Consider the following 23,904-nt stretch of genomic DNA (forward strand, 5'->3'; position numbering starts at 1 on the left):
CCGCCAAGTCCGCCGCAGCGCTGAAGAGGCGCGAATTATATAGACCTCAAACAGGCCGTCAAGCGCTTTTTGCGGTCATCCGGAATTAAGTTCTTTCCGGGCACGCAACGAACCCCGAGGTCCGAGCGGTCTGCAACTCGCCCCATGCGAAACGAGGCGACACTCACCAAGGCGTCGGCGTTTGAGCAGGCAGTTCATTGTCCGCCTGGTACCTCAGGGCGAGTATTCTGAATTCGTCCGCCGGCAGAGGCTCGCTGACGAGGTAGCCCTGGATGTAATCGCAATGACGCGCGCGGAGGAACTCGCGCTGCGAATCCGTCTCGACCCCTTCCGCCGTAACCTTGAGCCCAAGACTGTGCGCCATGTTGATGATTGCCTCGACCAGCAGGGCGTCGCTTTTGTCGTCAACGCAGTCGCTGACGAAGCTCCGGTCGATTTTGACGTGATCGACGGGAAAACGCTTCAGGTATGAGAGCGATGAATAACCAGTTCCGAAATCGTCGAGCGAGTAATTGACGCCGAGCTTGCCGATTTCGCGCATGAGGGTTTCTGTGGCATCGCTGCTCTGCATGAGCACGGACTCGGTAATCTCCAGGACAAGTTTGATCCTGTCGAATCCGGGTTTCCGGCTGGCCTGCGCAATCAGTTCGAGCAGACCCTGTTCCCGGAACTGGACGCCCGAGACATTGACCGCGATCCGCAGCGGCGGCAATCCCTGCACCAGCCATTCGTTCGCCTGACGCAAGGCTTCGTTCAGCACCCATGCGCCGATCGGAAGAATCAGCCCGGTATCTTCGGCGATGGCGATGAATTCATCGGGGGCGACGAGCCCGCGCATGGGATGCTGCCAGCGCACGAGGGCCTCCGCTCCGTTCACGCTGCCGCTTCGCGCATCGATGATGGGCTGGTAATAGAGCACGAACTGCCGGCGCTCGACGGCAACGCGCAGCTCGGCTTCGATCTGCACTCGCAGGCGGGCGACCTCCTGCATGTCCTGCGAATAGAACTGGCAGCGGTTCTTCCCCAATTGCTTGGACTGGTACATCGCGATGTCGGCGTTGCGCAGCAGGGTCTGCACGTTGTCGCCGTCGTCAGGAAACACCGTGATTCCCAGGCTGCCCGAGACGTATCGGTTCGCTCCGGCCAGCAGGAAGGGCTCGCGAATGACCCGCAACACCTTGTCACCGACAATCTGGAGGTCATCGGCATCGTCGAGGTCATCGACGACGAGCGTGAATTCATCCCCCCCAAGCCGTGCCACCGTATCCTGATTACGGACGCAGTCCTTGAGCCGGGCGGCAACCTCGATGAGCATCTCGTCGCCGATGTCGTGCCCCAGGGTGTCGTTGATCCACTTGAACCCGTCGAGATCCAGGAACACCAGGCCCGCTTTCTTGCCCGTACGGCGACTGTGCGCCAACGCGCGCTCGAGTCGGTCGTTGAGCAGGTTGCGGTTGGCAAGACCTGTGAGGGCATCGAAATTCGCCTGCCGCCAGATAACCTCCTCGCGCTGCTTGCGCCGCGTCATGTCGCTGAAAATCGACACATACTTGATGAGTCGTCCCGATTCGTCGCGCACAGCCGAGATGGTCAGCCACTGTGGATAGACGTCACCAGCCCTCCGCCGATTCCAGACCTCGCCCTCCCAGCGGCCGGTCGTCTCGAGGGCTGCCCACATGTTCTTGTAGAAGACGGCGTCGTGGCGCCCGGACTTGAACATCGCCGGCGTCTGCCCGATGACCTCGTCCGCCGAGTAGCCAGTAATGGAACAGAAGGCCGGATTCACGGAGGTAATGACGCCCGTGGCGTCCGCGGTCATGATCCCTTGGCTGGATGCGTCGAAGACCACCATCGCCTCGCGCATCCTTTCCTCGGCCAGCTTGCGTTCGGAGACATCCCGCACGAGAGCAATGAAACCGGCCGGCGCTCCGTCACTGCGCGAGAGCTGACTCATCGACGCGCTGAACTGCCGGCGCCCGCCCGGGAGGTCCAGTGCATATTCGAATTCATGTCGCTGCCCATCCTTCCGGATTGCCGCAAGGGCCTCGCCAACCGCGCGCGCGACCGGTTTCGGAAAGACATCGCCGTAAGTCCGCCCCGGCAACTCGTGCGGGACCATTGGAAGAAGTGCAGGATCAGGCGAATAGACTTCGACGATACGCCCCGGTTCATCGAGCACGAACAGCTGGTCGGGTAGCGAGCCGATCAGCGCGCCGAGCTTGGATTCACGTGCCGCCAGCGCGGATGTGCGCTCATCGACCAGCGTCTGCAGCCGGTAACGGTGAAGCCTCAGCTCCCCCATCTGCTTCGCCAGCCAGCCGAGGAGCACGCTGAAAATGAATCCGAGGAGCAGCTTGAGCGAGAGCGCCGATTTGTGCATCCAGCCGTCGATCGGCTCGACGCTGAGCATCCACGTACCGTTCGGCATCATGACCGCACGATCCACCGGATCGATGAGCGGTTCCTCCGAGGATGCCGCGATGACCTGCTTCAGACCGGTATCGGGGTGCACGCGCCAAAGCTGGTAGCGCAGTCCGCGCTTCACGAGCTGGGGCAGCTGGGCCTTGCTCAGGACCTGCGGAAAACGGATCAGTACCGTGGCAAAGCCCCAGAACCTCGGCCGGCCGTTTTCGTCGTCGAGGAACACGGGCAGACGTCCGACCGCTCCGATGCCGCCCTGCATCAACTCGAACGGGCCGGCCAGGGTGAGTTCGCCCGTATCCCGGGCGCGAAACGCTTCCTTGTTCCGGGCGGGATCTGCGAGTAGATCGTGTCCTATCGCACGGGCATTCTCAGCGAGCGGAACGATATGCCGAATGACTCCGCCGGGAGCGAGCTGAAGGGAGTCGGCGCCAGGGTAGTAGCGCAGCATCTCGGTCGCCACGGCATCGAAATCGGGGACCATCCCCTTCCCCTGCCGTACAAGCGCGGCGAGGGCATAGGTTGCAGTGAGACCGTGGCGAACCGCGCTCTCGATCTCGTGCGCCTTGTCGCCACTCTGGTCGGCGACTTCCGCACGCCGGATGCGCAGGCTCTCGCGTTCGGACTGCGCCACGAACAGTGCCGCAGCCCCGAGCGCGATCACGAAAACGATAGCGCCCAGGGATCCGGGGCGCAACGTGGCACCCAAACCGAACAATGACCGGAACTTCATGGTCGCGAAACCCTGCCTTCAAGATCGGGCGCAATGAGGGTGCGCCGGAAGCCGGTGGCGCACGGGTGACGATCCGGGCCGGAATCCTTCGCCGCCGCCAGCCCGAAGCGCACTTACACTATATTACACATGGCTTTTGCGCAGGTATGGACCAACGGACGTCACACGTCGGCGAAAAGCCGCCAACCGTCATCCCAGGTGTACGGTGGCGAACTTGCGCTTGCCGACCTGCAACACGACGGTCTTGCCCGCCTGCAGCAGGAGCCCCTTGTCCTCGACGCGATCCCCGTCGAGGCGCACGGCACCCTGCTCGATCATGCGCATCGCCTCCGATGTCGTCCCGGTCAGGCCGGCCTGCCTGATCACCTGGAACACGGGCATCCCCTCGGCGCCGACGGCGACATTCACTTCGGGCATATCCTCGGGAAGCACGCCGCGCTGGAAGCGCGCTTCGAATTCCGCGCGGGCGTCCTCGGCCGCCACTGCGCCGTGGAAACGGGCAACCAACTCCATCGCCAACATGACCTTGATGTCGCGCGGATTGCGCCCCGTCTCGGCGTCACGGCGCAGACCGGCGATCTCGCTGATCGAGCGGAAGGACAACAGCTCGTAGTAGCGCCACATGAGGTCGTCCGAAATCGACATCAGCTTGCCGAAGATCTCGCGCGGCCCTTCGGCGATACCGATGTAGTTGCCAAGCGACTTGGACATCTTGTTCACGCCGTCCAGCCCTTCGAGGAGCGGCATCATCAGGACGCACTGGGGCGCCTGCCCCTCGTGTTTCTGCAGTTCGCGCCCCATCAAAAGGTTGAACTTCTGGTCCGTGCCGCCGAGCTCGATATCCGCGCGCATTGCTACGGAGTCGTAGCCCTGGCACAGCGGATACAGGAATTCGTGAATGGAGATCGGCTGGTTGGCGGTGTAGCGCTTGGCGAAGTCGTCACGCTCGAGCATGCGCGCGACGGTGCTGCGCGAAGCGAGGCGGATCATCCCGGCCGCACCGAGGGATTCCATCCATGCCGAGTTGAAGCAGATCTCGGTCTTTTCCGGATCGAGGATCTTGAACACCTGATCCTGATAGGTGCGCGCATTCTCCATGATCTGCTCGCGCGACAGGGGCGGACGGGTGGCGTTCTTGCCCGACGGGTCGCCGATCATGCCGGTGAAGTCGCCGATGAGGAACATCACCTGATGACCCAGATCCTGGAAGTGACGCAGCTTGTTGATGAGGACCGTATGACCGAGGTGCAGGTCGGGCGCGGTGGGGTCGAAACCGGCCTTCACCCTGAGCGGGCGGCCGGATTTCAGCTTGTCGACCAGCTCGGCCTCTATCAGCAACTCGTCGGCACCCCGCTTGATCAGTTCGAGGGCTCCCTGTACGTCAGTCATGCAACTCTCCATTCAACGGGAAGACAAGAAACTTTGCTAAACTCGCGGAAGTTTTTTGTCCGAAAATCCCATGCAGGCACGAAAAGTCAGGATTCTAGCCGAACTGAACGGCGTCCTCCCCACCGGACGCAAGCGGTGGGCCGTTGGCGCGCTGGTCGGCACGTCACTGCTGGGCGTCGTTGCCGCCACAGCCGTCCCCCCCGGGGCACCTCAAACGTCCATCGTCACCGAATCGGTCGTGGAGCGTCTCGGGCCGATTGCCCCCCCCCCCGCCGACGCCTCGGACCTGCCGTTCGTTTCCGACGAACGCGTGCGCCCCGGCGACACGATACAGGCAATCTTCCGCCGCATCGGCGCGAACGACCAGGAAGTCCTCGACTATCTGAATCAACCGGCAGGGCTGCAGGCTCAGAAACAGCTGCGAGCCGGCCGGTCGGTTCTCGCCACGGTCCAGGCGAACGGAAGAATCGTCTTGCTGAGCCTGCCGGTCGCTGGCGGCGACGAGCGCTACACCGTAGAGCGTACCGCTGCCGGCATCGAATCGCGCACGCCCAGCGCGGCAGCGCTCGACGTGAACATCGAGATGCGATCGGGGACGATTCGCCAGACGCTGTTCGGAGCAACCGACGCGGCGGGAATTCCGGACAGCGTCGCGACCAAGCTGGCAGAAATATTCGGCACCGAAATCGACTTCAGCAGTGACTTGCGGCGCGGCGACCACTTCAGCGTCGTGTATGAGTCCCTGCATGAGCGGGGCCTCCCGGCCGGCGCCGGGCGCATCCTGGCCGCCGAGTTCGTCAACGACGGCAAGCGCCACACCGTCGTGCTGCATCGCGACGAAGACGGCGCAGACACGTATTTCACCCCCGACGGACGAGGGCTGAACCAGGCTTTTCTGCGCTACCCCCTCGAGTTCTCACGCATTTCGTCCAATTTTGGGGGACGCATGCATCCGATCCACAAGCGCTGGAAGGAGCACAAGGGCACGGATTTCTCGGCGCCGACGGGAACGCCGGTCAAGGCGGCGTCTAACGGGGTCGTCGAGTTTGCGGGAGGCCAGGGCGGCTACGGAAATATCGTGGTGATCCAGCACCGGGACGGCTACGAGAGCGCTTACGCACATCTCAACGGCTTCGCAAAGGGGCTGCGCAAGGGCCAGCGTGTTCGCCAGGGTGACGTGATCGGCTACGTCGGATCGACGGGCTGGTCGACAGGCGCACACCTGCACTTCGAGATCCGCGTGAGCGGAGTTGCGCGCGATCCGATGAAGATCGCGCTGCCGACAACCCAGCCGCTCGGCGGCAGCGCGCTGGCAAGCTTCCGTCGTGAGACGGCACCGATGCTCGAACGCCTTGCGCTGCTCGACCGTACAACGGTGGCACGCGCCGACTGACCTGCGACGCGGAAGGTACCTGAAAAGAAAACGGGAGGCTGCGGCCTCCCGTTTTGCTTGATGCGCAGCGCCCGCGTCAGGCGGAGAACGAAGACCCGCAGCCGCAGGTGCTCGTCGCGTTCGGATTGCGGATGACGAACTGCGATCCTTCGAGTCCTTCCGTGTAGTCGATCTCGGCGCCGACCAGATACTGGTAGCTCATCGAGTCGATCAGCAGGGTCACGCCGTTCTTCTCGAATGCAGTGTCGTCCTCGTTCACTTCCTCGTCGAAAGTGAAGCCGTACTGGAAGCCCGAGCATCCACCACCGCTGACGAAAACGCGCAGCTTGAGTTCGGGATTGCCCTCTTCCTCGATCAGTTCCTTGACCTTGCCGGCTGCGCTGTCGGTGAAGACAAGCAGTTCGGGCGTTTCGACTGCAGTGTTCATGTTATCTCCTGAAGGGGTGTGCACTTTCAAATAATGCGTCACCCGACACGTTTCGTCAAAATGAGAGTAGCTATCGCCACGATTGGTTCCATCAGGGACTGACGGGCACGATGTCGAGCCCGAGGGCTTCGTCCAGACCGAACATGATGTTCATGTTCTGCACCGCCTGCCCGGCCGCCCCCTTGACGAGGTTGTCGATGACCGACAGGACGACCACCACATCGCCGCCCTGGGGACGATGAACGGCGATTCGGCACATGTTGCTCGCACGGACCGAGCGGGTTTCCGGGTGACTGCCCGCCGGCATAACGTCAACGAAAGGCTCGGCGCGATAGCGCGATTCGAAAAGGTCTTGCACGTCCACATCCTGCGTGAGCCGGACATACAGCGTCGCGTGGATACCGCGGATCATCGGCGTGAGATGCGGCACGAAGGTCAGGCCGACCGCCTTGCCGGCCATGCCGACCAGCCCCTGGCGAATTTCCGGCAGATGGCGATGCCCCGGGACGCCGTACGCCTTGAAACTGTCGGCGGACTCGGCGAACAGCGTATGCACCTCGGCCTTGCGCCCGGCACCCGAGACGCCCGACTTGGCATCGGCAATCAGATGCGAGAGGTCCGCCACACCGGCCTCGATCAGCGGCAGGAAGCCCAGTTGCACGGCCGTGGGGTAGCAGCCGGGATTGGCCAGCACGCGGGCCGAACGGATCTGTTCGCGGTTGCGCTCGGGCAGCCCGTACACGGCTTCGGCGACGAGCTCGGGGGCAGCGTGCGTCATGCCGTACCACTTCTGCCACTCGGCGACGTCGCGGATACGGAAGTCGGCAGCGAGATCGATGACGCGTACGCCCTTGTCGACGAGTTCACGCGCCTGCTGCATCGCGATGCCGTTGGGCGTGGCAAAGAAGACGACGTCGCAGCGGTCCAGTTCGGCATCGGCGGGCGCGACGAAGCGCAGATCGACGCGGCCGCGCAGGCTCGGGAACATCTCGGACACGGCCATGCCCGCGTCGCCACGCGAAGTGATCGCGTGCAATTGAACGTCGGGATGACGTGCAAGCAACCTGAGCAGTTCGACACCCGTATAACCCGTACCGCCGACAACACCAACCTTGATCATGCTTTCTCCTTGGCGGGGCAATCCCCGATGCAGCTTTTGATTATCTCACCCATCGCCCGCCGGTTTTGCGGGCCGAAAAGCAAAAAGCCGCCCAGCGGGCGGCTTCTTGTTCCAGCGGATACCGGGAAAAGGTATCAGCGCTTGGAGAACTGCTTGCGGCGACGGGCCTTGCGGAAACCGACCTTCTTCCGTTCGACTTCGCGAGCGTCGCGGGTCACGAAACCGGCCTTGCGCAGCACTGGCTTCAGTTCGGCATCGTATTCGATCAGCGCACGGGTGATGCCGTGACGAACGGCACCCGCCTGACCCGACTCGCCACCACCGGTGACGTTCACCATGATGTCGAAGCGGTTTTCGTTCTCGGTCAGCGTGAGGGGCTGGCGCACGATCATGCGACCCGTTTCACGCGAGAAGAACTCGTCCAGGGGCTTGCCGTTGACGACGATATTGCCGGAACCCGGCTTGATGAAAACACGGGCAACCGCGGTCTTGCGGCGGCCAGTGCCGTAGTTGTAAGTCACAGCCATTGATCGGCTCCTGTCAGATCTCGAGAACTTTGGGCTGCTGAGCGGCATGCGGATGCTCGGCACCCGCGTAGCACTTCAGCTTCTTCAGCATGGCGTAACCCAGCGGCCCCTTCGGCAGCATGCCCTTCACCGCCTTTTCGAGCACGCGTTCCGGGAAGCGCTGCTGCAGCTTGGTGAAGTTGGTTTCGTAGATTCCGCCCGGGAAACCGGTATGGCGGTAGTACTTCTTGTCTTGCGCCTTGTTACCGGTGACACGCAGCTTCTCGACGTTGACCACGACGATGAAGTCGCCGGTATCGACGTGCGGCGTGTAAATGGGTTTGTGCTTGCCACGCAGACGGCGGGCTACCTCGGCGGCGACCCGGCCAAGCACCTTGTCCGCAGCGTCGACAACAAACCAGTCGCGCTTGACTTCGTGCGGCTTGGCAGAAAACGTTTTCATTCGAATCCTCGATCTTGTCCGGCCTGGGGCAGAGGCCAATAAACGGAAAGCTCGTGATGATAATAGGAAGCACACCCGAAAGTCAAATCAGGATCAGTTATCGCCGATGGGGTTGCGATCGCCCCGAGGGGCTCGAACCACGTCTGCCTCCACCGCCACAGACAAACTCGCCAACATTTGTGTCAGGTCAAAGCCGCGAGCGGTCTCGCATGAATAATAGTGCACTTTTAGCTAAAGAGACTGGAGGCTTGAGGGTATGGCGGAAGTGAAGTTCTTTGGCGGCGAGAACGTCCCGCTCGAAATGCACAAGGTCCGCATCGTCCAGAAGCTGACGCTGCCACCCGTAGAGCGCCGGCTTGCGGCGATCACGGAGGCGGGAAACAACACTTTCCTGCTGCGCAATTCGGATGTGTTCATGGACATGCTCACCGACAGCGGCGTGAACGCCATGAGCGACCAGCAACAGGCGGCAATGCTCATCGCTGACGACAGCTATGCCGGGAGCGCCACGTACACCCGCCTGGCGAGCAAGCTGGAGGACATCTTCGGCATGCCCTACTTCCTGCCCGCCCACCAGGGACGGGCCTGCGAGAACATCCTGTCGCAGGTACTGGTGTCGAAGGGGTCGGTCGTGCCGATGAACTATCACTTCACCACCACCAAGGCGCACATCACGCTCAACGGCGGAACAGTGGAGGAACTCGTTGCCGACTCGGGGCTGGAAGTCGTCAGCGTACACCCGTTCAAAGGCAATATGGACACGGGCAAACTGCGCGACGTGATCGGCTTGCACGGTGCGGACAAGATCGCCTTCGTGCGCATGGAAGCCGGCACCAACCTCATCGGCGGACAACCGTTCTCGCTGCAGAACCTCGTCGACATCCGCAAGATCTGCACTGAGCACGGCCTGCTGCTGGTGCTGGATGCGAGCCTGCTGGCGGACAACCTGCATTTCATCAAGCAGCGCGAGGCCGACTGCAAGACGCTCGCCATTCGCGAAATCACGCGCAGGATCGCCGACCAGTGCGACATCATCTATTTCTCGGCGCGCAAGCTTGGATGCGCCCGCGGCGGCGGCATCTGCATCCGCAGCGAGGAACTGTATCGCCGGATGCGGGGGCTGGTGCCCTTATATGAAGGCTTCCTCACCTACGGCGGCATGTCGGTGCGCGAGATGGAGGCGCTCACCGTGGGGCTGGAAGAAACGATGGACGAGGACGTGATCAACCAGGGTCCCCAGTTCATCGCCTACATGGTCGACGAACTGCAAAAGCGTGACATTCCGGTCATCACGCCGGCTGGCGGGCTGGGGTGCCACGTCAATGCGATGAAGTTCGTGGACCACATTCCGCAGGCGGAATACCCGGCCGGCGCGCTGGCTTCGGCGCTGTATATCGCCAGCGGCATCCGCGGGATGGAGCGCGGAACGCTGTCCGAGCAGCGCGAACCGGATGGACGCGAGATCTTCGCGAACATGGAGCTCGTTCGCCTGGCGATGCCGCGACGGGTGTTCACGCTGTCGCAGGTCAAATACGCGATCGACCGGCTGGAATGGTTGTACGCCCATCGCCGGCTCATTGGCGGCCTGGCGTTCACCGAGGAGCCGGAAATCCTGCGCTTCTTCTACGGCCGCCTGACGCCGGTGTCGGACTGGCAGGAGAAGCTCGTCGCCAAGTTCCGCGCCGATTTGGGCGAGAGCCTCTGAAACACTGGTGCGTAGCCGCCCTTTCCGAGAGGAAGGAGCGGCCGCGCGAGACCGGGCCCGACGGAACTGTCGGCAAGTGACGGCGATACGCTGCACGAGGAGTGCAGCCGGATCCGGACTGCACCAAAAAAAACGCAGTCCTTGAAGGACTGCGTTAAATCCACACCAAAGGAGGAGGGTGGAGGAGACACGGTTTGGATCACGAAGCTCGATTGATCCGACTGGTTCCAATTATCCGCAGCCGAACTTGGCGTGGCAAGGTTTTTTGGTGCATTGCACTATAAATGTTTTAATCGAAAGATAAGCTTTGCTTATAAAATTACAACTCATTGACGCATATCAATTTACCTGGCGCCACCCTGGGAACACCAGGATAGCGCCGGCCTGCTTCAGACAGTCTGGCGGATTATTATGCTGCGTCGCACCAATTCCGCATGACGTGGCCGGGCGGACGCGCGCGGCATTCCGGTAAAATCGCCAGCCGGTCGACCGATGGCGACCCCAATCCAGCCGACAACGGAGTCAAAGATGGAATGCACGATCAAATGGGTCGACGGGATGACCTTTCTTGCCGAAACCGGCACCGGTCACGTCGTTGCGATGGACGGAGCACCGGAGGCGGGCGGACGCAATCTCGCGCCGCGGCCGATGGAGATGATGCTGGCGGGGGCCGGCGGCTGCACGGCGTTCGATGTGGTGCTGATCCTGCAGCGCGGCCGTCACGATGTGCGCAACTGCGAGGTGAAGCTCATGGCGGAACGGGCCGAGACCGATCCCAAGGTGTTCACGCGCATCACCTTCCACTTCACGGTGACCGGCAAGGGGCTGAAGCGCGAAACGGTGGAACGCGCCGTGCACCTGTCGGCGGAAAAATACTGCTCGGCGTCGATCATGCTGGCGAAGACGGCCGAGATGGTCCACGAAGTGACGATCGTCGACGTCGAGTAAGCCCCCCCGGTCAGGGTCGCCGGACGGGGGGACGAGGCCGCCCCCCTGCCCTGTTTTCGGGTCAGAGGCGGTACGCGGTGGTCGTCATGACCCGCGCCATGAGCTTCATCGCGGTCTTGACCGGGCCGGGAAGCTCGTGCGCACCGAGGCCGATGGCGGTGTCGGCGTGGCGCGCTTCGTCGACCTTCATCTGCCCGATGATCTCGCGCGACTTCTGGTCCTCGGCCGGCAGCTGATCCAGGTGTCCGCCGAGATGGGCCTCCACCTGGCGCTCGGTTTCGGCGAGGAATCCGAGATTCCAGCGGTCGCCGAGCCGCCCCGCCAGCATTCCCAGCGCCAGCGACCCGCCGTACCACAAGGGGTTCAGCAGGCTCTTGCGTCCGCCGAGTTCGGCGATGCGCTGCTCGGTCCAGGCGAGATGTTCGGTCTCCTCATTCGAGGCCTGCTCGAGCTCGCGCCGCACGCTGGCGTCGCGGGACATGATGGCCTGCCCCTGATAGAGGGCCTGGGCGCAGATCTCGCCGCAGTGATTGACGCGCATGAGACCGGCGACGTGTTCGCGCTGGCCGTCGCTGAGCAGGGTATCCGGCATGTCGCCGCCGGGCACGGGGCGCACCGAGCGCGCAGGGGCGAACAGGGTGCGCAGGGCCTTGTCGAATTCGACGATGAGTTGATCCATGAGGGGTTCCTCCGTCGGCTGGCTTATTTTCCGGATTTCATGAAGGTGCTGGCTTCGCCGCGCAGCCGCCGCAGGACTTCGTTGCGGTCTCGCGGCGGCACCGGGCCGTCGCAGATATGGTCTTCGGAAAGCGCCGCGCGCGGTCCGTTGTAGACGCTGCCGAAAATCGGCTTCCATTCCTCGTCGCGCACTGCAGACCATTGTCCGCCGGCGCGACCGGTCGCATACAGGCGCCAGGTGCCGCTGGCGCAGCGGATGCCTTCGTGCGTGACGTTCGTTGCGCCGCCGGCGCTGCGGATCACCAGGGTGTAGCGGACGACGCCGTCGTCCCCGACCGCAATGCTGTCCTCGTCGACGTAGAAGTGGTTGGGCGACGCGCTGCTGACGAAGAATTCGCGCAGGCCTGCTTCGCGCGGTGGCGCCGGCAGCGTGTGCTCGCCCTCTTTCCACTCGGGATCGCTGTCGGTGAGGAGCCCGGCAATTGCCGGGGCCGAAAAACAGACGAGGGCCACGAGGCCCCCGCGGATGATGGGTTGCAGCAGCGTCAAGCTCGCAGATCTCCACACAAGGATTGCCGGATCGCGTCGGGTACGGGTTCCGCGACCGCCGTCAGGGCGGGGTGATCGACACCGATCGCGAGCGCGGCACCTGCATGCAGGGCGCGGATCTGCGCGGGCGGCAGTTCGAAGCGGAGAAAGTGCACCGCGGACGTCTTTTCGCCATTGTCGCGTTCCAGGTCCTCGTCCGCAATCGCGAAGATCGGTTCGCCGCCCCCGATACGCACCCAGACACGACGCTCGATCCCGATCAGGCGGGCAAGCCAGAGTCGCCGCTGATCCTCCGCGGAGAACTCGATCATCATCGTCGCCTTCCAGTTGCTGCCGTCGGGAACGAGCGGATTGTAGGCGTCGAGTTCGTCCCGGATGCCGGCCTCCTCGAAGGTGCGCTCGACACGCAGCATTTCCTGGATCTGGTAGCGGATCGTGAGTTCGTCCTCGAAGATCAGCGTGATGTGTTCGCCGAGATGCAGCGTGCGCTCCTTCTTGTGGGCGATGACGCGGCTGCGGAAGGCGGAGCGCTGGCGGGCGTAGGCTTCGAGGCTGAGAAGGCTGTCGCGGGCAATGGCGTTCATCGGGTCGGATCCTCACAGTCCGTAGGCCCTGCGCAGCAGGGTCAGGGGATGGGCCTTCTCCGCCGCGAGCGCGGTACCGCCGTCGCGGATGCCCTGCTGGATGTGGCGGGCAGCGATGGGGCAGTCGGAGCTGATGAAGTCCGGTGCGGCCTGCGCCATCTGACGGAACACGGGGCGCCCGATCTTCATCGATTGGTCGAAGTACTCTTCCTTGACCCCCCATGTGCCGTCGTGACCGGCACAGCGCTCGACCGTCGTGACCTCGGTGCCGGGGACGAGTTGCAGGGTCTCGCGCGTTTTCTGTCCGATGTTCTGCACGCGGCTGTGGCAGGGGATGTGGTAGGAGACCTTGCCGAGCGGCTGCTTGAAGTCGGTCTTCAGCAGGCCGTCGCGGTGGCGGAGGATGAAGTACTCGAAGGGGTCGAACATCGCGCCGGCGACGGCCTTGATGTCGGCATCGCCGGGGAAGAGCAGCGGGAGCTCGTGCTTGAACATCAGCGCACACGAAGGCACTGCAGCAAGGATCGCGTAGCCGTCGCGCGCGAGCGCTGCAAGCTGGGGGATGTTCACGTCCTTCAGGCGGCGCACGCCCTCAAGATCGCCGAGTTCGAGCTTGGGCATGCCGCAACAGGCTTCCTGACGGGCGAGGACGGCCGGGATCTCGTTGTGCGCGAGCACGGCGACGAGGTCGTGGCCGATGCCGGGCTCGTTGTAGTTGATGTAGCAGGTCGAGAAGATCGCGACCTTGCCCGGCGTGCGTTCGCCGTCGCGCACCGGCCACTCAGCCCGGAGCTCGGCGGCGCGGCGGAAGCGGGTCGGGGCGTAGGGCGGCAGCTCCCGGCGCTTGTCGACGCCAAGCACCGACTGCAGCACCACGCGCGCGGCGCCGTTGCGGTTGGCGGCATTGACGGTCTGGGCGACGACCGGAATCGCGGCGAGCTTGCCGAGCGCATCCGTGCTGGTGAGCACCTTGTCGCGCAGGCGCACTTCGCCCTTGCGGAACCTGACCGCCTTGGCCCGCAGCATCAGGTGCGGGAAATCGACGTTCCACGGATGCGGCGGAACATAGGGACACTTCGTCATGAAGCACAGGTCGCACAGGTAGCACTGATCGACAACCTTGACGAAATCCTTCCTGTCGACGCCGTCGACTTCGCCGGTACTGCCCTCGTCGACGAGATCGAAGAGGGTCGGGAACGCATTGCACAGGTTCACGCAGCGCCGGCATCCATGGCAGATGTCGAACACGCGTTCGAGCTCGCGGCCGAGCTTGGCTTCGTCGTAGTAATCGGCCTCCTGCCACGCGATCGGGTGGCGCGTGGGGGCCTCGAGACTGCCTTCCCGCTTGGACATGCGACCTCCCTTGGCGCGCGACCTGCCGGCCGCACGGCGTGCAATAAGGGGTCAGGGCGGCCTGCGCGGCCGCCGGTGGCCGGATGCGGATGCGCCTCCGGACTCAGTCCTGCAGTACGTCCAGCGCCTTCTGGAAGCGGTTGGCGTGCGAGCGTTCCGCTTTGGCGAGCGTCTCGAACCAGTCGGCGATCTCCTCGAAGCCTTCCTCGCGCGCGACTTTCGACATGCCCGGGTACATGTCGGTGTACTCGTGCGTTTCTCCGGCGATGGCGGCGCCGAGGTTGGCACGCGTAGCGCCGATCGGCAGGCCGGTGGCCGGGTCGCCGCAGGCTTCGAGATATTCGAGGTGTCCGTGCGCATGCCCGGTTTCGCCTTCCGCCGTCGAGCGGAACACCGCGGCGACGTCGTTTTGGCCTTCCACGTCGGCCTTCGCAGCAAAGTACAGGTAACGGCGGTTGGCCTGCGATTCGCCCGCGAATGCGGCCTTCAGGTTCGTTTCGGTCCTGGATCCCTTGAGTTCCATGGTCGTCTCCTCGTTGGATGTATCGAAGATCCGCCCCGGTCTGCCGCCGGGGATGCTTGAAGCCTAGAAGCCGCGGGCGCCAAGCGAAAATTGAATGGCACTATGTTTTCGATGGTGCCCGGCTATAGGGACGACTTGTGCAAGTCAGGCCGCGATGGCGGCCTCGATCTCGGCGAAGGTGCGCGCGATCTCGGTGATCATCGGCTGCGGCTCGCCGAGCTGGCGTGCGATCTGCGACGCCGAGAAGATGCCGCGGATGAGCCCGCGACCGCCCTCTTCGCGCTCCAGCACCAACAGATGCTGACGGCCGGAGCGCCGCAACGTGGCGACGATGTGGCCCACGTCGGCACGCATGATCTCGCCGAGTTCGACGGCCTCGGTCTTCTCGAGCGGCGTCATGACGCTGTCGACAGTCAGTTCGCCGAGCGTCACGCCGCGGTCGCGTGCGGTATGGACGGGGCGTTCGCCGAGCAGGTCGGCGACGGTGATGACGCCGCGCACGAGGTGGCGCGCATCGCTCACGAGGAGGAGCCGGACACCGCGCAGGAGCATCGCGCGATTGGCGTCGTCGAGCGGCGTTTCGCCGGAAATGGTCGCGGCGGGGACTCGAGTGAAGTCGGTCATGACCTCGACCGCGGGAGACGACGCGGATACCCTGCGGCTTTCATCCGTTCTGGCGACTTCGCAGTGCAAGCCTGCCAGCCGCGCTTGCGGAAGCGGTTCGAATTCCCGGTTCATGAGCACCTCCCATTGCAGACGATGGCGTGGAGGGGCGCATGGCTGCCTTGCGGACTTCGCATCGAGACACTTCACGCGCGCCCCGCGAACGGCGCCGTCGATGCGCACGCCGCAGCCGGTCGGAAACCGGCATAAGGAGTTCGACCGGCCACCCGTTCAACGGTTCAGCAACAGGCGGGCAGAAACAAAAAAAACGCCGCCGCGATGCGTCCGGAGGCTCCGGTTGCGCCGCAGCGGCGTCGATGCCGTGCTCAGGGCTCGCGCGCTTCCGCGGCGGCCCGGTAGGCTTCAGGCAGTTCTCCGGGACGGACCCGGAACAGGTTCTTTGCCAGCTCCAGCAGTGCCTGCTGATACACCTGCCGCTTGAACTCTATGACAGCTTCCAGCGGCACCCAATACTCGCTCCAGCGCCAGGCATCGAACTCCGGATGATTGCTGGCTCGCAGGCAGACGTCGGAATCACGGCCGACCAACCGCAGGAGAAACCAGATCTGTTTCTGCCCGCGGTAGGTGTTGCGCCATTCCCTCTTTATCCAGTGTTTCGGAACGTCATACCTCAACCAGCCGCGCGTGCGGCCAAGAATCTTCACATGCTCGGGGCGCAGACCCACTTCTTCGAAGAGCTCCCTGAACATCGCCTGCTCGGGGGATTCCCCGTGCTTGATGCCGCCCTGCGGGAACTGCCAGGAATGTTCGCGAATCCGTTTGCCCCAGAACACCTCGTTGCGCGCGTTGACCAGAACGATGCCGACGTTCGGGCGATAGCCTTCACGGTCGAGCATGATCAAACCTTCAATTCATGAGAGTTGTAGCAATTTTTTCACACTTACCCTGCCTTGGAAAGGCGCGAGCCGTGGCATGTTCCCGTTTTGGCAGTGCTTTTTGCCGCGCGTGGGCCGGAAATTGGGCCAGCCCCGAATGTGCAGTACGGCGCATACCCGACGCGCACGCGACCGGCTAAAATCGGTGGTTTGCCCAACCGACAACCGCGGACTCAAGAATGCGTGCCAGCCAGTATTTCATCTCCACCCTCAAGGAAGCCCCCGCCGACGCCGAGGTCGTCAGCCAGAAGCTGATGCTGCGTGCGGGCTTCATCCGCAAAGTTGCCGCCGGCATCTACAGCTACCTGCCGATCGGCCTGCGCGTGATCCGCAAGGTCGAGGAGATCGTGCGCGAAGAGATGAACCGCGCCGGCGCCCTCGAACTGACGATGCCGATGGTGCAACCCTCCGAGTTGTGGGCCGAGACCGGCCGTTGGGAGAAGATGGGCGAGGAGATGCTGCGCTTCAAGGATCGCCACGAGCGCGACTTCGCGCTGCAGCCGACCTCCGAGGAGGTGGTGACCGACATCGCGCGCCAGGAGCTGAAGAGCTACCGCCAGCTGCCGAAGAATTTCTACCAGATCCAGACCAAGTTCCGCGACGAGCGCCGTCCGCGCTTCGGCGTGATGCGCGGGCGCGAGTTCACGATGAAGGACGCCTACTCCTTCGACCGCAACATGGACGCCGCGGGCCGCAGCTACGACGCGATGTACGCGGCGTATTGCCGCATCTTCGACCGCCTGGGCCTGACCTACCGTGCGGTGGCGGCCGACACCGGCGCGATCGGCGGCGACCGCTCGCACGAATTCCAGGTGATCGCCGACACCGGCGAGGACGCGATCGTCTATTGCCCGGATTCGGATTACGCGGCGAACATCGAGTTGGCCGAGGCGCTGTCGCTGCTGGCGTCGCGCGCAGCGCCGACGCACGGGCTCGAGAAGACGCCGACGCCGGGCGCGGCGACCTGCGCCGATGTGGCGAAGCTGCTCGGCCTGCCGCTCGCGACGACGGTGAAATCGCTGGTGCTGGCGACCGACGACGTCGACGACAAGGGCCAGCCTGCCGGCGTGACGGTGTGGCTGCTGCTGGTGCGCGGCGACCACGCGCTGAACGAGGTCAAGGCGAGCAAGGTCGAGGGCCTCAAGGCAGGCTTCCGCTTCGCGACCGAGGCCGAGATCCACGAGCATTTCGGCTGCAAGCCCGGCTATCTCGGGCCGATCGGCATGAAGAAGCCGGTGAAGGTGGTCGCCGACCGCACGGTGGCGAACATGTCGGACTTCATCTGCGGCGCCAACGACGAGGATTACCACTACACCGGTGCGAACTGGGGCCGCGACCTGCCCGAACCCGACCTCGTCGCCGACCTGCGCAACGTGGTCGAGGGCGACCCGAGCCCGGACGGCAAGGGGCGCCTCGCGATCCAGCGCGGCATCGAGGTGGGCCACGTGTTCTACCTCGGCACGAAGTACTCGAAGGCGATGAACGCGACCTTCCTCGACGAGGACGGCAAGCCCAAGCATTTCGAGATGGGCTGCTACGGCATCGGCGTAACGCGCATCCTGGGCGCGGCGATCGAGCAGAACAACGACGCGCGCGGCATCATCTGGCCGGACGCGCTCGCGCCCTTCCGCATCGTGGTGTGCCCGGTGGGCTGGGGCAAATCGGAAGCGGTACGCAGCGAGGCGTTGAAGCTCTATGAAGGGCTGCTCGCCGCGGGCGTGGATGCGATCCTCGACGACCGCGACGAGCGCCCGGGCGTGATGTTCGCCGACTGGGAGCTGATCGGCGTGCCGCATCGCGTGGTGATCGGCGAGCGCGGGCTGAAGGAAGGGATGGCCGAATACCAGGGCCGGCGCGACGCGGAGGCGACCAAGGTGGCAATCGGCGATCTTGCCGGTTTCGTCGCGGCGAAGCTGCGGGGCCAATGACTTTCGGCTATAACGGACGCATGACACGCACGCTCCGCACGCTGCTGCGCGCCGCGCTGACAGCCGCATTGGCCGTCAGCGGCGGCGCATCGGCCGGGAACCAGATCTACGAGCCGATGGCGGCGAGCGTACGCGCCGCGCTGCATGCAGCGGTGAGCGATGCGGGGGCGCCGGAGCTGCTGATCGCGGATGCGGGCGAACGTGTGCGCTGGCTGGGGGAGATGTCGCGCCGCCTGGAGAAGCGCATCCCCGACCGCGCTTATCGCGAGGACCTGCTGACCTCGGTGCATTACGAGGCGACCCGCGCGGGGCTCGACCCGCAGCTCGTCCTCGGCCTGATCCAGGTAGAGAGCGGTTTCCGCAAGTACGCGGTGTCGAGCGCCGGCGCGCGCGGCTACATGCAGGTGATGCCGTTCTGGATCAGGACGATAGGCGGGGCGGACGACAATCTCTTCCACCTGCGCACGAACCTGCGTTACGGCTGCACGATCCTGCGCCACTACCTCGACGTCGAGAAGGGCGACCTGTTCCGGGCGCTGGGACGCTACAACGGCAGCCTCGGCCGCCCCGAATATCCGAACATGGTGCGCGCGGCGTGGGAGCGCCACTGGAGCTACCAGCCGCTGACGCTCGCCGTGACGGAGGCACGCGGCCAGACAAACTGAGCCGCCCAATCTTCAGACGCGGGAACCGACATGGAACACCGACTGTTTCGCCGCCGATCGATCTCGATTTCGTTTCGCGTGTACGACGCGGAAACGGGCAAATTCATTGGGCGCATCGGCGACATCAGCAAGGGCGGCCTGCTCGTGTACGGCCCCAGCAAACTGCTGACAGGCCAGCTGTACCGCCTGCGCATCGACCTGCCCGACGATCACGGCAAAGGCCGCAGCGTGGTGTTGCCGGCCAAGGCGATGTGGTCGGGCTACGATACCAACCCGGATTTCTGCAGCACGGGCTTCCGCCTGTTCGAACTGGACCGCCCCGAAAACGAGGCGGCGCTGAAATCGATGCTGTCGCGCTTCACGGTCGGCTTCGACGACGAAGACGGCGACAATTGAAGAACGACCGGCAGCCGGCCTCGTCGGAGGTCGGCCGCCGCTTCCCGGACCGCAGAAGAATCGCTCAGGCGCCGACGGCAACCTTCACGTTGGGCTCGTCGCGCCCGACCGCGCGCACGGTTTCGCGTCCGGAATCCTTGGCGTCCTTGGCATTGGCCAGCGACTGGACGTCACCGGAAATCTCGCCGCCTTCCTCGATCAGGATCTTGCCGTAGCGGATCTTGCCGCTGACCCGGCCGGTCGAGTGGATGATCAGCTGGCTGCGGGCGGTCAGCTCACCTTCAAAACGGCCGCGCACTTCGGCGACATCGATGCCGACGGTACCGGCAAACGAGCCGTTTTCGGCGATGCGGATCACGCGGCTGTCCATTGTCGCCTCGACACGACCTTCCACGACCAGGGTGTCGCAGTCGAGGATCTCGGCGCCCTTCAGCTTGACGTCCGGTCCGACGATCAGGCGGCTGCCGGTGTCCTGGGGGGTGTCGTCGATCGCGGCGGCCGCGACGCTCGCGGACGCAAGCGCCTTGTCGTCAGCGGCCGGAGAGGAGTCGCTGGACGACGCCGGCAGTTCGGTCGAACTGCGCGACAGGCTTGCACCGGAGGACGCCGCCCCCGTGGTCAGACTGCCCGACGGAGACCGCGTTGTGCCGTTGTTGCGCGAAGCCGGGGTATCTGGAACCTTGGGGAACAGGGCGGGTTTGTTGAACATGGTCTCTCCTTGAATCCGTAAACGTTTCCGGGCCGACGATCATCGCCCCCGTGTGCCGCCCTAGCATGTGCCATGCCACCAATCCAAACCCATGAATTTATTGGATTTATTCTCAGGCGATGGAAGATCGGGCGGCGCAGACGGGATTTCTGTCGCCGCCCGGCGACAGGTCTGGCGACACAAATACTCATCACATTGATTTTGTTGATTTTTCGCGCGTCGCCGGGAGGCGACACGGAAATCGTTCAGAAACACCGCCTTGCACTTGCTTACGACGCGGACGTTCGGTCGCCACCTACACTGTCGCGCTGGTTTACGAAGATCCTCCAGTCATGTCGCGCCTTTCCTTCAGTCATTCGCTGCTTGCCAGCTTCCTGCTCGTTGCGGCGATCCTGGGCGCCACCGCGCTGGGGGGGCTGATCACGCTGGAGGAATTCGCGACGCGACACCGCGAGAGCGTCGGCGATGCGCTGAAGTATTCCAGTGCGGTACAGCAGCTGGGTGAACGCAGTGTCGACATGGAACGCAGCGCGCGCCAGTTCCTCGTCCTGAAGGATCCGCTGCTGCGTGAACGCTTCGAGCAGGCACGCGGCGAGTCGCTGACCGCGCTGCGAACGATCGCGGCGCTGCATGCGCCGAGCGTGAGTGCGCTGGTCGACGAATGGCGCACGGCGGCCGAGGCGGCCGGGGCGGCTCTTGCCGAGGGCGGCCCGGCTGAATCGGCCACGGACGCACTGAGCCGGGTGCCGCCGCTGAACGAGCAGCTCGCCGGCGAGGTGCAGGCGCAGCTTGGCCAGCAGAGCCAGGCGCTGCTCGAAAAGCTCGACGCGAACCGCGGCAGGCTGGCCTGGCATGTGCTCGCCGCGATCATCGCCGCCTGCACCTTCGCTGCCCTCACGGGCTGGTGGCTGCTGCGCCCGATCAACCGCCTCGAGGCCGCGATCGAGGCACTGGGCGAGAGCCGCTTCGACGAGCAGGTGGCGATTCCCGGCCCGGCCGACCTGCGCCGCGTCGGCCGCCGTCTGGACTGGCTGCGTCTGCGGCTGGCTGATTTCGAGGCGAACCGCAATCGCGTGCTGCGCCACGTGTCGCATGAACTGAAGACGCCGCTCGCGTCGGTGCGCGAAGGGATTGCGCTGCTCGAAGACGGCGTGGTCGGCGAGCTGAGCGTCGAACAGCGCGAGGTCGTCGCGATCCTGCAGCACAACATACGTGAGCTGCAGGAGCGCATCGAGGATCTGCTGGGTTACAACGCCGCCGTGTTCCACGCGCGCAACCTGCGCCGGCGCCCGGTGATGCTGAGGGCGCTGGCCGAATCGGTCATCGCCGAACAGCAGTTGCCGATCCAGACGCGCAACCTGAAGGTCGTGCTGCACGGCGAACCGCCACCGTTCAGCGCCGACCCCGACAAGTTGCGCATCGTGCTGGCGAACCTGCTCGCGAACGCGGTGTCCTTCAGCCCCCGCGGCGGCGAGATCCGCGTGACGCTGAGCACGCACCCCGGCTGGGTGCGCGTCGACTGCCTCGACCAGGGGCCCGGCGCCGCCGCGGAGGAGGCCGAACGCATCTTCGACCCGTTCTTCCAGGGCTCGCGGCAGCCGGAGGAGCCGCGCCACGGCAGCGGACTCGGGTTGTCGATCGTGCGCGAGTTCGTCGTCGCCCACGGTGGACGCGTCGGACTGCAGCCGTCGGCAAGAGGTGCCTATTTCAGGATCGAACTTCCGAATGAGCGTTGACTTCACCCACGACCGGCCGCCCGTCTGCAGCGCTGCGTCACGCTACGAACGCAGGGCCGTTGCCGGCCTTGCACTGGCGCTCGCGGCGGTCCTGAGCGGCTGCGCGAACGTGCGCAGCGCAACGGCCGAGCTGCCCGCCCTGCCGCAGATGCCGCCCCTGCTCAGCAACGCCAATACGCCGGTGCGGAATGCCCTCGCCTACCACGAAACGATTCGCGGCCTGAACACCGCCGAACTCGCGCGCGAACGCTCGGCGCTGTCGGGCGCGGGCAACGCCCCCCTCGCGCAGATGAAGCAGGCCATGCTGCTGAGCCATCCGCAGGGAAACAACAACCTGCAGCGTGCGCAGTCGCTGCTGGAGGCGATCAACGGGTCGGAAAAGGCCGACGCCGTGGCGCTGCAACCGCTCGCGCGCCTGCTGGCCGAGCAGCTGCAGGAACGCGTGCGCCTGGAGAACACCGCCGAACGCCTTACGCAGCAGCTCGAACGAACCGGACAGCAGCTCAAGGATGCCCAGAAACAGAGCGACCAGCTTCAGGAGAAGCTCGACGCATTGACCGAAATCGAACGCACGCTGCCGGCGCGCCCGTCCACGCCGACGCCGCCGCTACCGTCATCGCGGGAAAGGAGAAACGATAAATGACGACGCGCCCGAGCACTACAAGCGACGCAAGGACGGCGCAGGACGGTGCCCATCTGCTGCTCGTCGACGACGACACCGACCTGCTGCGGCTGCTGTCGATGCGCCTGCGCGCGAGCGGCTATCGCGTCCGCACGGCCGAAAGCGCCGAGTCCGCGCTGGCCTGCCTGGCGGTGGAACGCTTCGGCCTGGTGTTGAGCGACGTGCGCCTGCCCGACCGCGACGGACTGCTGCTGTTCGAGGAGATCCGCCAGACCTGGCCGGCCCTGCCGGTGATCCTGCTGACCGCCCATGGCACCATCCCGGACGCGGTAGAGGCGACCTCGCGCGGCGTGTTCGGCTATCTGACCAAGCCGTTCGACAGCAAGGCGCTGCTCGGCAAGATCGCGCAGGCACTGCAGATCGGCGGCACGCCTCGCGCCTGCGAGGAGGGCACGGCGGCCACCGGCTGGCGCGACGCGATCATCAGCCACAGCAGCCGCATGGCGACGGTGCTGGACGAGGCCCAACTCGTCGCCGCCTCCGACGCCAGCGTGCTGATACGCGGCGACAGCGGCACCGGCAAGGAGCTGCTGGCGCGCGCAATCCACGATGCCAGCCCGCGCGCGGCCCGGCCCTTCATCGCGATCAACTGCGGCGCGATTCCGGAACAACTGCTCGAATCCGAACTCTTCGGCCATGTGAAGGGCGCGTTCACCGGCGCGGCGAGCGCGCACACGGGCCTGTTCCAGGCCGCGGACGGCGGCACGGTGTTCCTCGACGAGATCGGCGACATGCCGCTCGCACTGCAGGTGAAGCTGCTGCGGGTGCTGCAGGAGCGGGCGGTGCGTCCGGTCGGCGCGAGCCGCGCGCAGGCGATCGACGTGCGCATTCTCTCTGCGACCCACCGCGATCTCGAAGCGGCGCTGGTCGCCGGAACATTCCGCGAGGACCTGTTCTATCGCCTGAACGTCGTCGGCCTGAATCTGCCGACGCTGGACGAACGGCGCGAGGACATCCCGCTGCTGGCGAACCACTTCCTGCGGGGCCTCGCACGCAAGTACCAGAAGCGGCTGCGCGGCTTCGCGCCGGAGGCGCTCGAGGCGCTGACCACCGCGGCCTGGCCGGGCAATATCCGCCAGCTGCAGAACGTCGTGGAACAGGCCAGTGCGCTGGCGACGATGCCGCTGATCCCCCTTGCCCTGGTCGAGCGCGCGCTACGCGGGCCGAGCCTGGAGGCGCTGAGCTACGCCGAAGCGAAAATGCGCTTCGAGCGCAACTACCTGATCCAGCTGTTGAAGCTCACCGACGGCAACGTGTCCGACGCAGCCCGCCTCGCGGACCGTAACCGCACCGAGTTCTACCGCCTGCTGCAGCGGCACTCGCTGACACCCAGCCTGTTCCGCGGCGAGAGCGCCGACGTCGCCCGCGAGCGACAGCAGGAACTCCACTGAATCAGGGACTTGCATCACACCGCCGATGGCCGTCGGGGAATAACGA

Annotated in this window: 23 protein-coding genes; 9 read left to right on the forward strand and 14 right to left on the reverse strand. The window is 64.8% G+C overall.

The window, feature by feature from the left end:
• Positions 1-163 precede the first annotated feature (163 nt).
• On the reverse strand, positions 164-3,154 hold the full coding sequence (locus BW991_RS06965) for an EAL domain-containing protein (RefSeq protein WP_076601382.1): 2,991 nt from the start codon (positions 3,152-3,154) through the stop codon (positions 164-166).
• Positions 3,155-3,343: 189 nt separating this feature from the next.
• A complete protein-coding gene (tyrS, locus tag BW991_RS06970; RefSeq protein ID WP_076601383.1) occupies positions 3,344-4,543 on the reverse strand; it encodes a tyrosine--tRNA ligase in 1,200 nt (399 codons plus the stop codon).
• 70 nt (positions 4,544-4,613) lie between these two features.
• Here tyrS and BW991_RS06975 point away from each other — a divergent pair, with 70 nt between their 5' ends.
• Entirely contained in the window at positions 4,614-5,936 is a 1,323-nt protein-coding gene (locus BW991_RS06975) for a M23 family metallopeptidase (protein ID WP_076601384.1), read from the forward strand.
• A gap of 76 nt (positions 5,937-6,012) precedes the next feature.
• Here the strand turns inward: BW991_RS06975 and erpA are convergent, their stop codons facing one another.
• The 4 genes from erpA to rplM all read right to left on the reverse strand — a co-directional run bounded on the left by erpA (position 6,013) and on the right by rplM (position 8,452).
• Complete coding sequence (gene erpA, locus BW991_RS06980; RefSeq protein WP_076601385.1) at positions 6,013-6,363, reverse strand: iron-sulfur cluster insertion protein ErpA; 351 nt, start codon at positions 6,361-6,363, stop codon at positions 6,013-6,015.
• Between the two features lie 91 nt (positions 6,364-6,454).
• Positions 6,455-7,483 (reverse strand): N-acetyl-gamma-glutamyl-phosphate reductase, encoded by a 1,029-nt coding sequence (gene argC / locus BW991_RS06985; protein ID WP_076601386.1) that lies wholly within the window; start codon positions 7,481-7,483, stop codon positions 6,455-6,457.
• A gap of 134 nt (positions 7,484-7,617) precedes the next feature.
• Complete coding sequence (gene rpsI, locus BW991_RS06990; protein WP_018988797.1) at positions 7,618-8,010, reverse strand: 30S ribosomal protein S9; 393 nt, start codon at positions 8,008-8,010, stop codon at positions 7,618-7,620.
• Between the two features lie 13 nt (positions 8,011-8,023).
• Positions 8,024-8,452, reverse strand: a complete 429-nt coding sequence (gene rplM / locus BW991_RS06995) for a 50S ribosomal protein L13 (RefSeq protein WP_076601387.1) — start codon at positions 8,450-8,452, stop codon at positions 8,024-8,026.
• A gap of 256 nt (positions 8,453-8,708) precedes the next feature.
• Between rplM and BW991_RS07000 the strand changes: the two genes are divergently transcribed.
• Together BW991_RS07000 and BW991_RS07005 are read left to right on the forward strand one after the other, a co-directional pair.
• Positions 8,709-10,157, forward strand: a complete 1,449-nt coding sequence (locus tag BW991_RS07000) for a tryptophanase (protein WP_076601388.1) — start codon at positions 8,709-8,711, stop codon at positions 10,155-10,157.
• Positions 10,158-10,685: 528 nt separating this feature from the next.
• The gene (locus tag BW991_RS07005) at positions 10,686-11,105 is read left to right on the forward strand and encodes an OsmC family protein (RefSeq protein WP_076601389.1); all 420 of its coding nucleotides are present in this window, start codon (positions 10,686-10,688) and stop codon (positions 11,103-11,105) included.
• A gap of 61 nt (positions 11,106-11,166) precedes the next feature.
• On the opposite strand, the gene coq7 is transcribed toward BW991_RS07005, so the two are convergent.
• The 7 genes from coq7 to BW991_RS07040 all read right to left on the reverse strand — a co-directional run bounded on the left by coq7 (position 11,167) and on the right by BW991_RS07040 (position 16,312).
• Positions 11,167-11,784: a 2-polyprenyl-3-methyl-6-methoxy-1,4-benzoquinone monooxygenase gene (coq7, locus tag BW991_RS07010; RefSeq protein ID WP_076601390.1), complete on the reverse strand. Its 618-nt coding sequence runs from the start codon at positions 11,782-11,784 to the stop codon at positions 11,167-11,169.
• Positions 11,785-11,807: 23 nt separating this feature from the next.
• Complete coding sequence (locus tag BW991_RS07015; protein WP_076601391.1) at positions 11,808-12,332, reverse strand: CNP1-like family protein; 525 nt, start codon at positions 12,330-12,332, stop codon at positions 11,808-11,810.
• On the reverse strand, positions 12,329-12,916 hold the full coding sequence (locus BW991_RS07020; protein ID WP_076601392.1) for a DUF3501 family protein: 588 nt from the start codon (positions 12,914-12,916) through the stop codon (positions 12,329-12,331). Before BW991_RS07020 ends, BW991_RS07015 begins: the two co-directional genes overlap by 4 nt.
• A 12-nt stretch (positions 12,917-12,928) precedes the next feature.
• Positions 12,929-14,269, reverse strand: a complete 1,341-nt coding sequence (locus BW991_RS07025; RefSeq protein WP_076601393.1) for a heterodisulfide reductase-related iron-sulfur binding cluster — start codon at positions 14,267-14,269, stop codon at positions 12,929-12,931.
• A gap of 103 nt (positions 14,270-14,372) precedes the next feature.
• On the reverse strand, positions 14,373-14,792 hold the full coding sequence (locus tag BW991_RS07030) for a rubrerythrin family protein (RefSeq protein ID WP_076601394.1): 420 nt from the start codon (positions 14,790-14,792) through the stop codon (positions 14,373-14,375).
• A 144-nt stretch (positions 14,793-14,936) separates the two neighbouring features.
• Positions 14,937-15,416: a CBS domain-containing protein gene (locus BW991_RS07035; RefSeq protein ID WP_244551633.1), complete on the reverse strand. Its 480-nt coding sequence runs from the start codon at positions 15,414-15,416 to the stop codon at positions 14,937-14,939.
• Positions 15,417-15,781: 365 nt separating this feature from the next.
• On the reverse strand, positions 15,782-16,312 hold the full coding sequence (locus tag BW991_RS07040; protein WP_076601672.1) for an RNA pyrophosphohydrolase: 531 nt from the start codon (positions 16,310-16,312) through the stop codon (positions 15,782-15,784).
• A 218-nt stretch (positions 16,313-16,530) separates the two neighbouring features.
• On the opposite strand from BW991_RS07040, the gene BW991_RS07045 reads away from it, so the two are divergent.
• From BW991_RS07045 to BW991_RS07055, 3 genes are read left to right on the forward strand one after another with little or no spacing between them, the layout of a single operon-like run.
• Positions 16,531-18,279: a proline--tRNA ligase gene (locus tag BW991_RS07045; RefSeq protein WP_076601396.1), complete on the forward strand. Its 1,749-nt coding sequence runs from the start codon at positions 16,531-16,533 to the stop codon at positions 18,277-18,279.
• Positions 18,280-18,299: 20 nt separating this feature from the next.
• Entirely contained in the window at positions 18,300-18,944 is a 645-nt protein-coding gene (locus tag BW991_RS07050; RefSeq protein ID WP_076601673.1) for a lytic transglycosylase domain-containing protein, read from the forward strand.
• Positions 18,945-18,974: 30 nt separating this feature from the next.
• Entirely contained in the window at positions 18,975-19,340 is a 366-nt protein-coding gene (locus BW991_RS07055; protein ID WP_076601397.1) for a PilZ domain-containing protein, read from the forward strand.
• Positions 19,341-19,404: 64 nt separating this feature from the next.
• Here BW991_RS07055 and BW991_RS07060 read toward each other — a convergent pair whose 3' ends face one another.
• The gene (locus BW991_RS07060) at positions 19,405-20,049 is read right to left on the reverse strand and encodes a bactofilin family protein (RefSeq protein ID WP_076601398.1); all 645 of its coding nucleotides are present in this window, start codon (positions 20,047-20,049) and stop codon (positions 19,405-19,407) included.
• 332 nt (positions 20,050-20,381) lie between these two features.
• On the opposite strand from BW991_RS07060, the gene BW991_RS07065 reads away from it, so the two are divergent.
• The 3 genes from BW991_RS07065 to BW991_RS07075 are packed head-to-tail and all read left to right on the forward strand — an operon-like array spanning position 20,382 to position 23,858.
• A complete protein-coding gene (locus tag BW991_RS07065; RefSeq protein WP_076601399.1) occupies positions 20,382-21,785 on the forward strand; it encodes a sensor histidine kinase in 1,404 nt (467 codons plus the stop codon).
• Complete coding sequence (locus BW991_RS07070; RefSeq protein ID WP_084204995.1) at positions 21,775-22,428, forward strand: hypothetical protein; 654 nt, start codon at positions 21,775-21,777, stop codon at positions 22,426-22,428. The genes BW991_RS07065 and BW991_RS07070 overlap by 11 nt, the downstream gene beginning before the upstream one ends.
• Positions 22,425-23,858 carry a sigma 54-interacting transcriptional regulator gene (locus tag BW991_RS07075; RefSeq protein WP_076601400.1) on the forward strand — a complete coding sequence of 478 codons (1,434 nt, stop codon included), beginning with the start codon at positions 22,425-22,427 and terminating at the stop codon, positions 23,856-23,858. Before BW991_RS07070 ends, BW991_RS07075 begins: the two co-directional genes overlap by 4 nt.
• Positions 23,859-23,904: the final 46 nt, after the last annotated feature.

Origin of the sequence: Aromatoleum tolulyticum (assembly GCF_900156155.1) — a bacterium.
In the GTDB taxonomy this organism is placed as follows: Bacteria; Pseudomonadota; Gammaproteobacteria; order Burkholderiales; family Rhodocyclaceae; genus Aromatoleum; species Aromatoleum tolulyticum.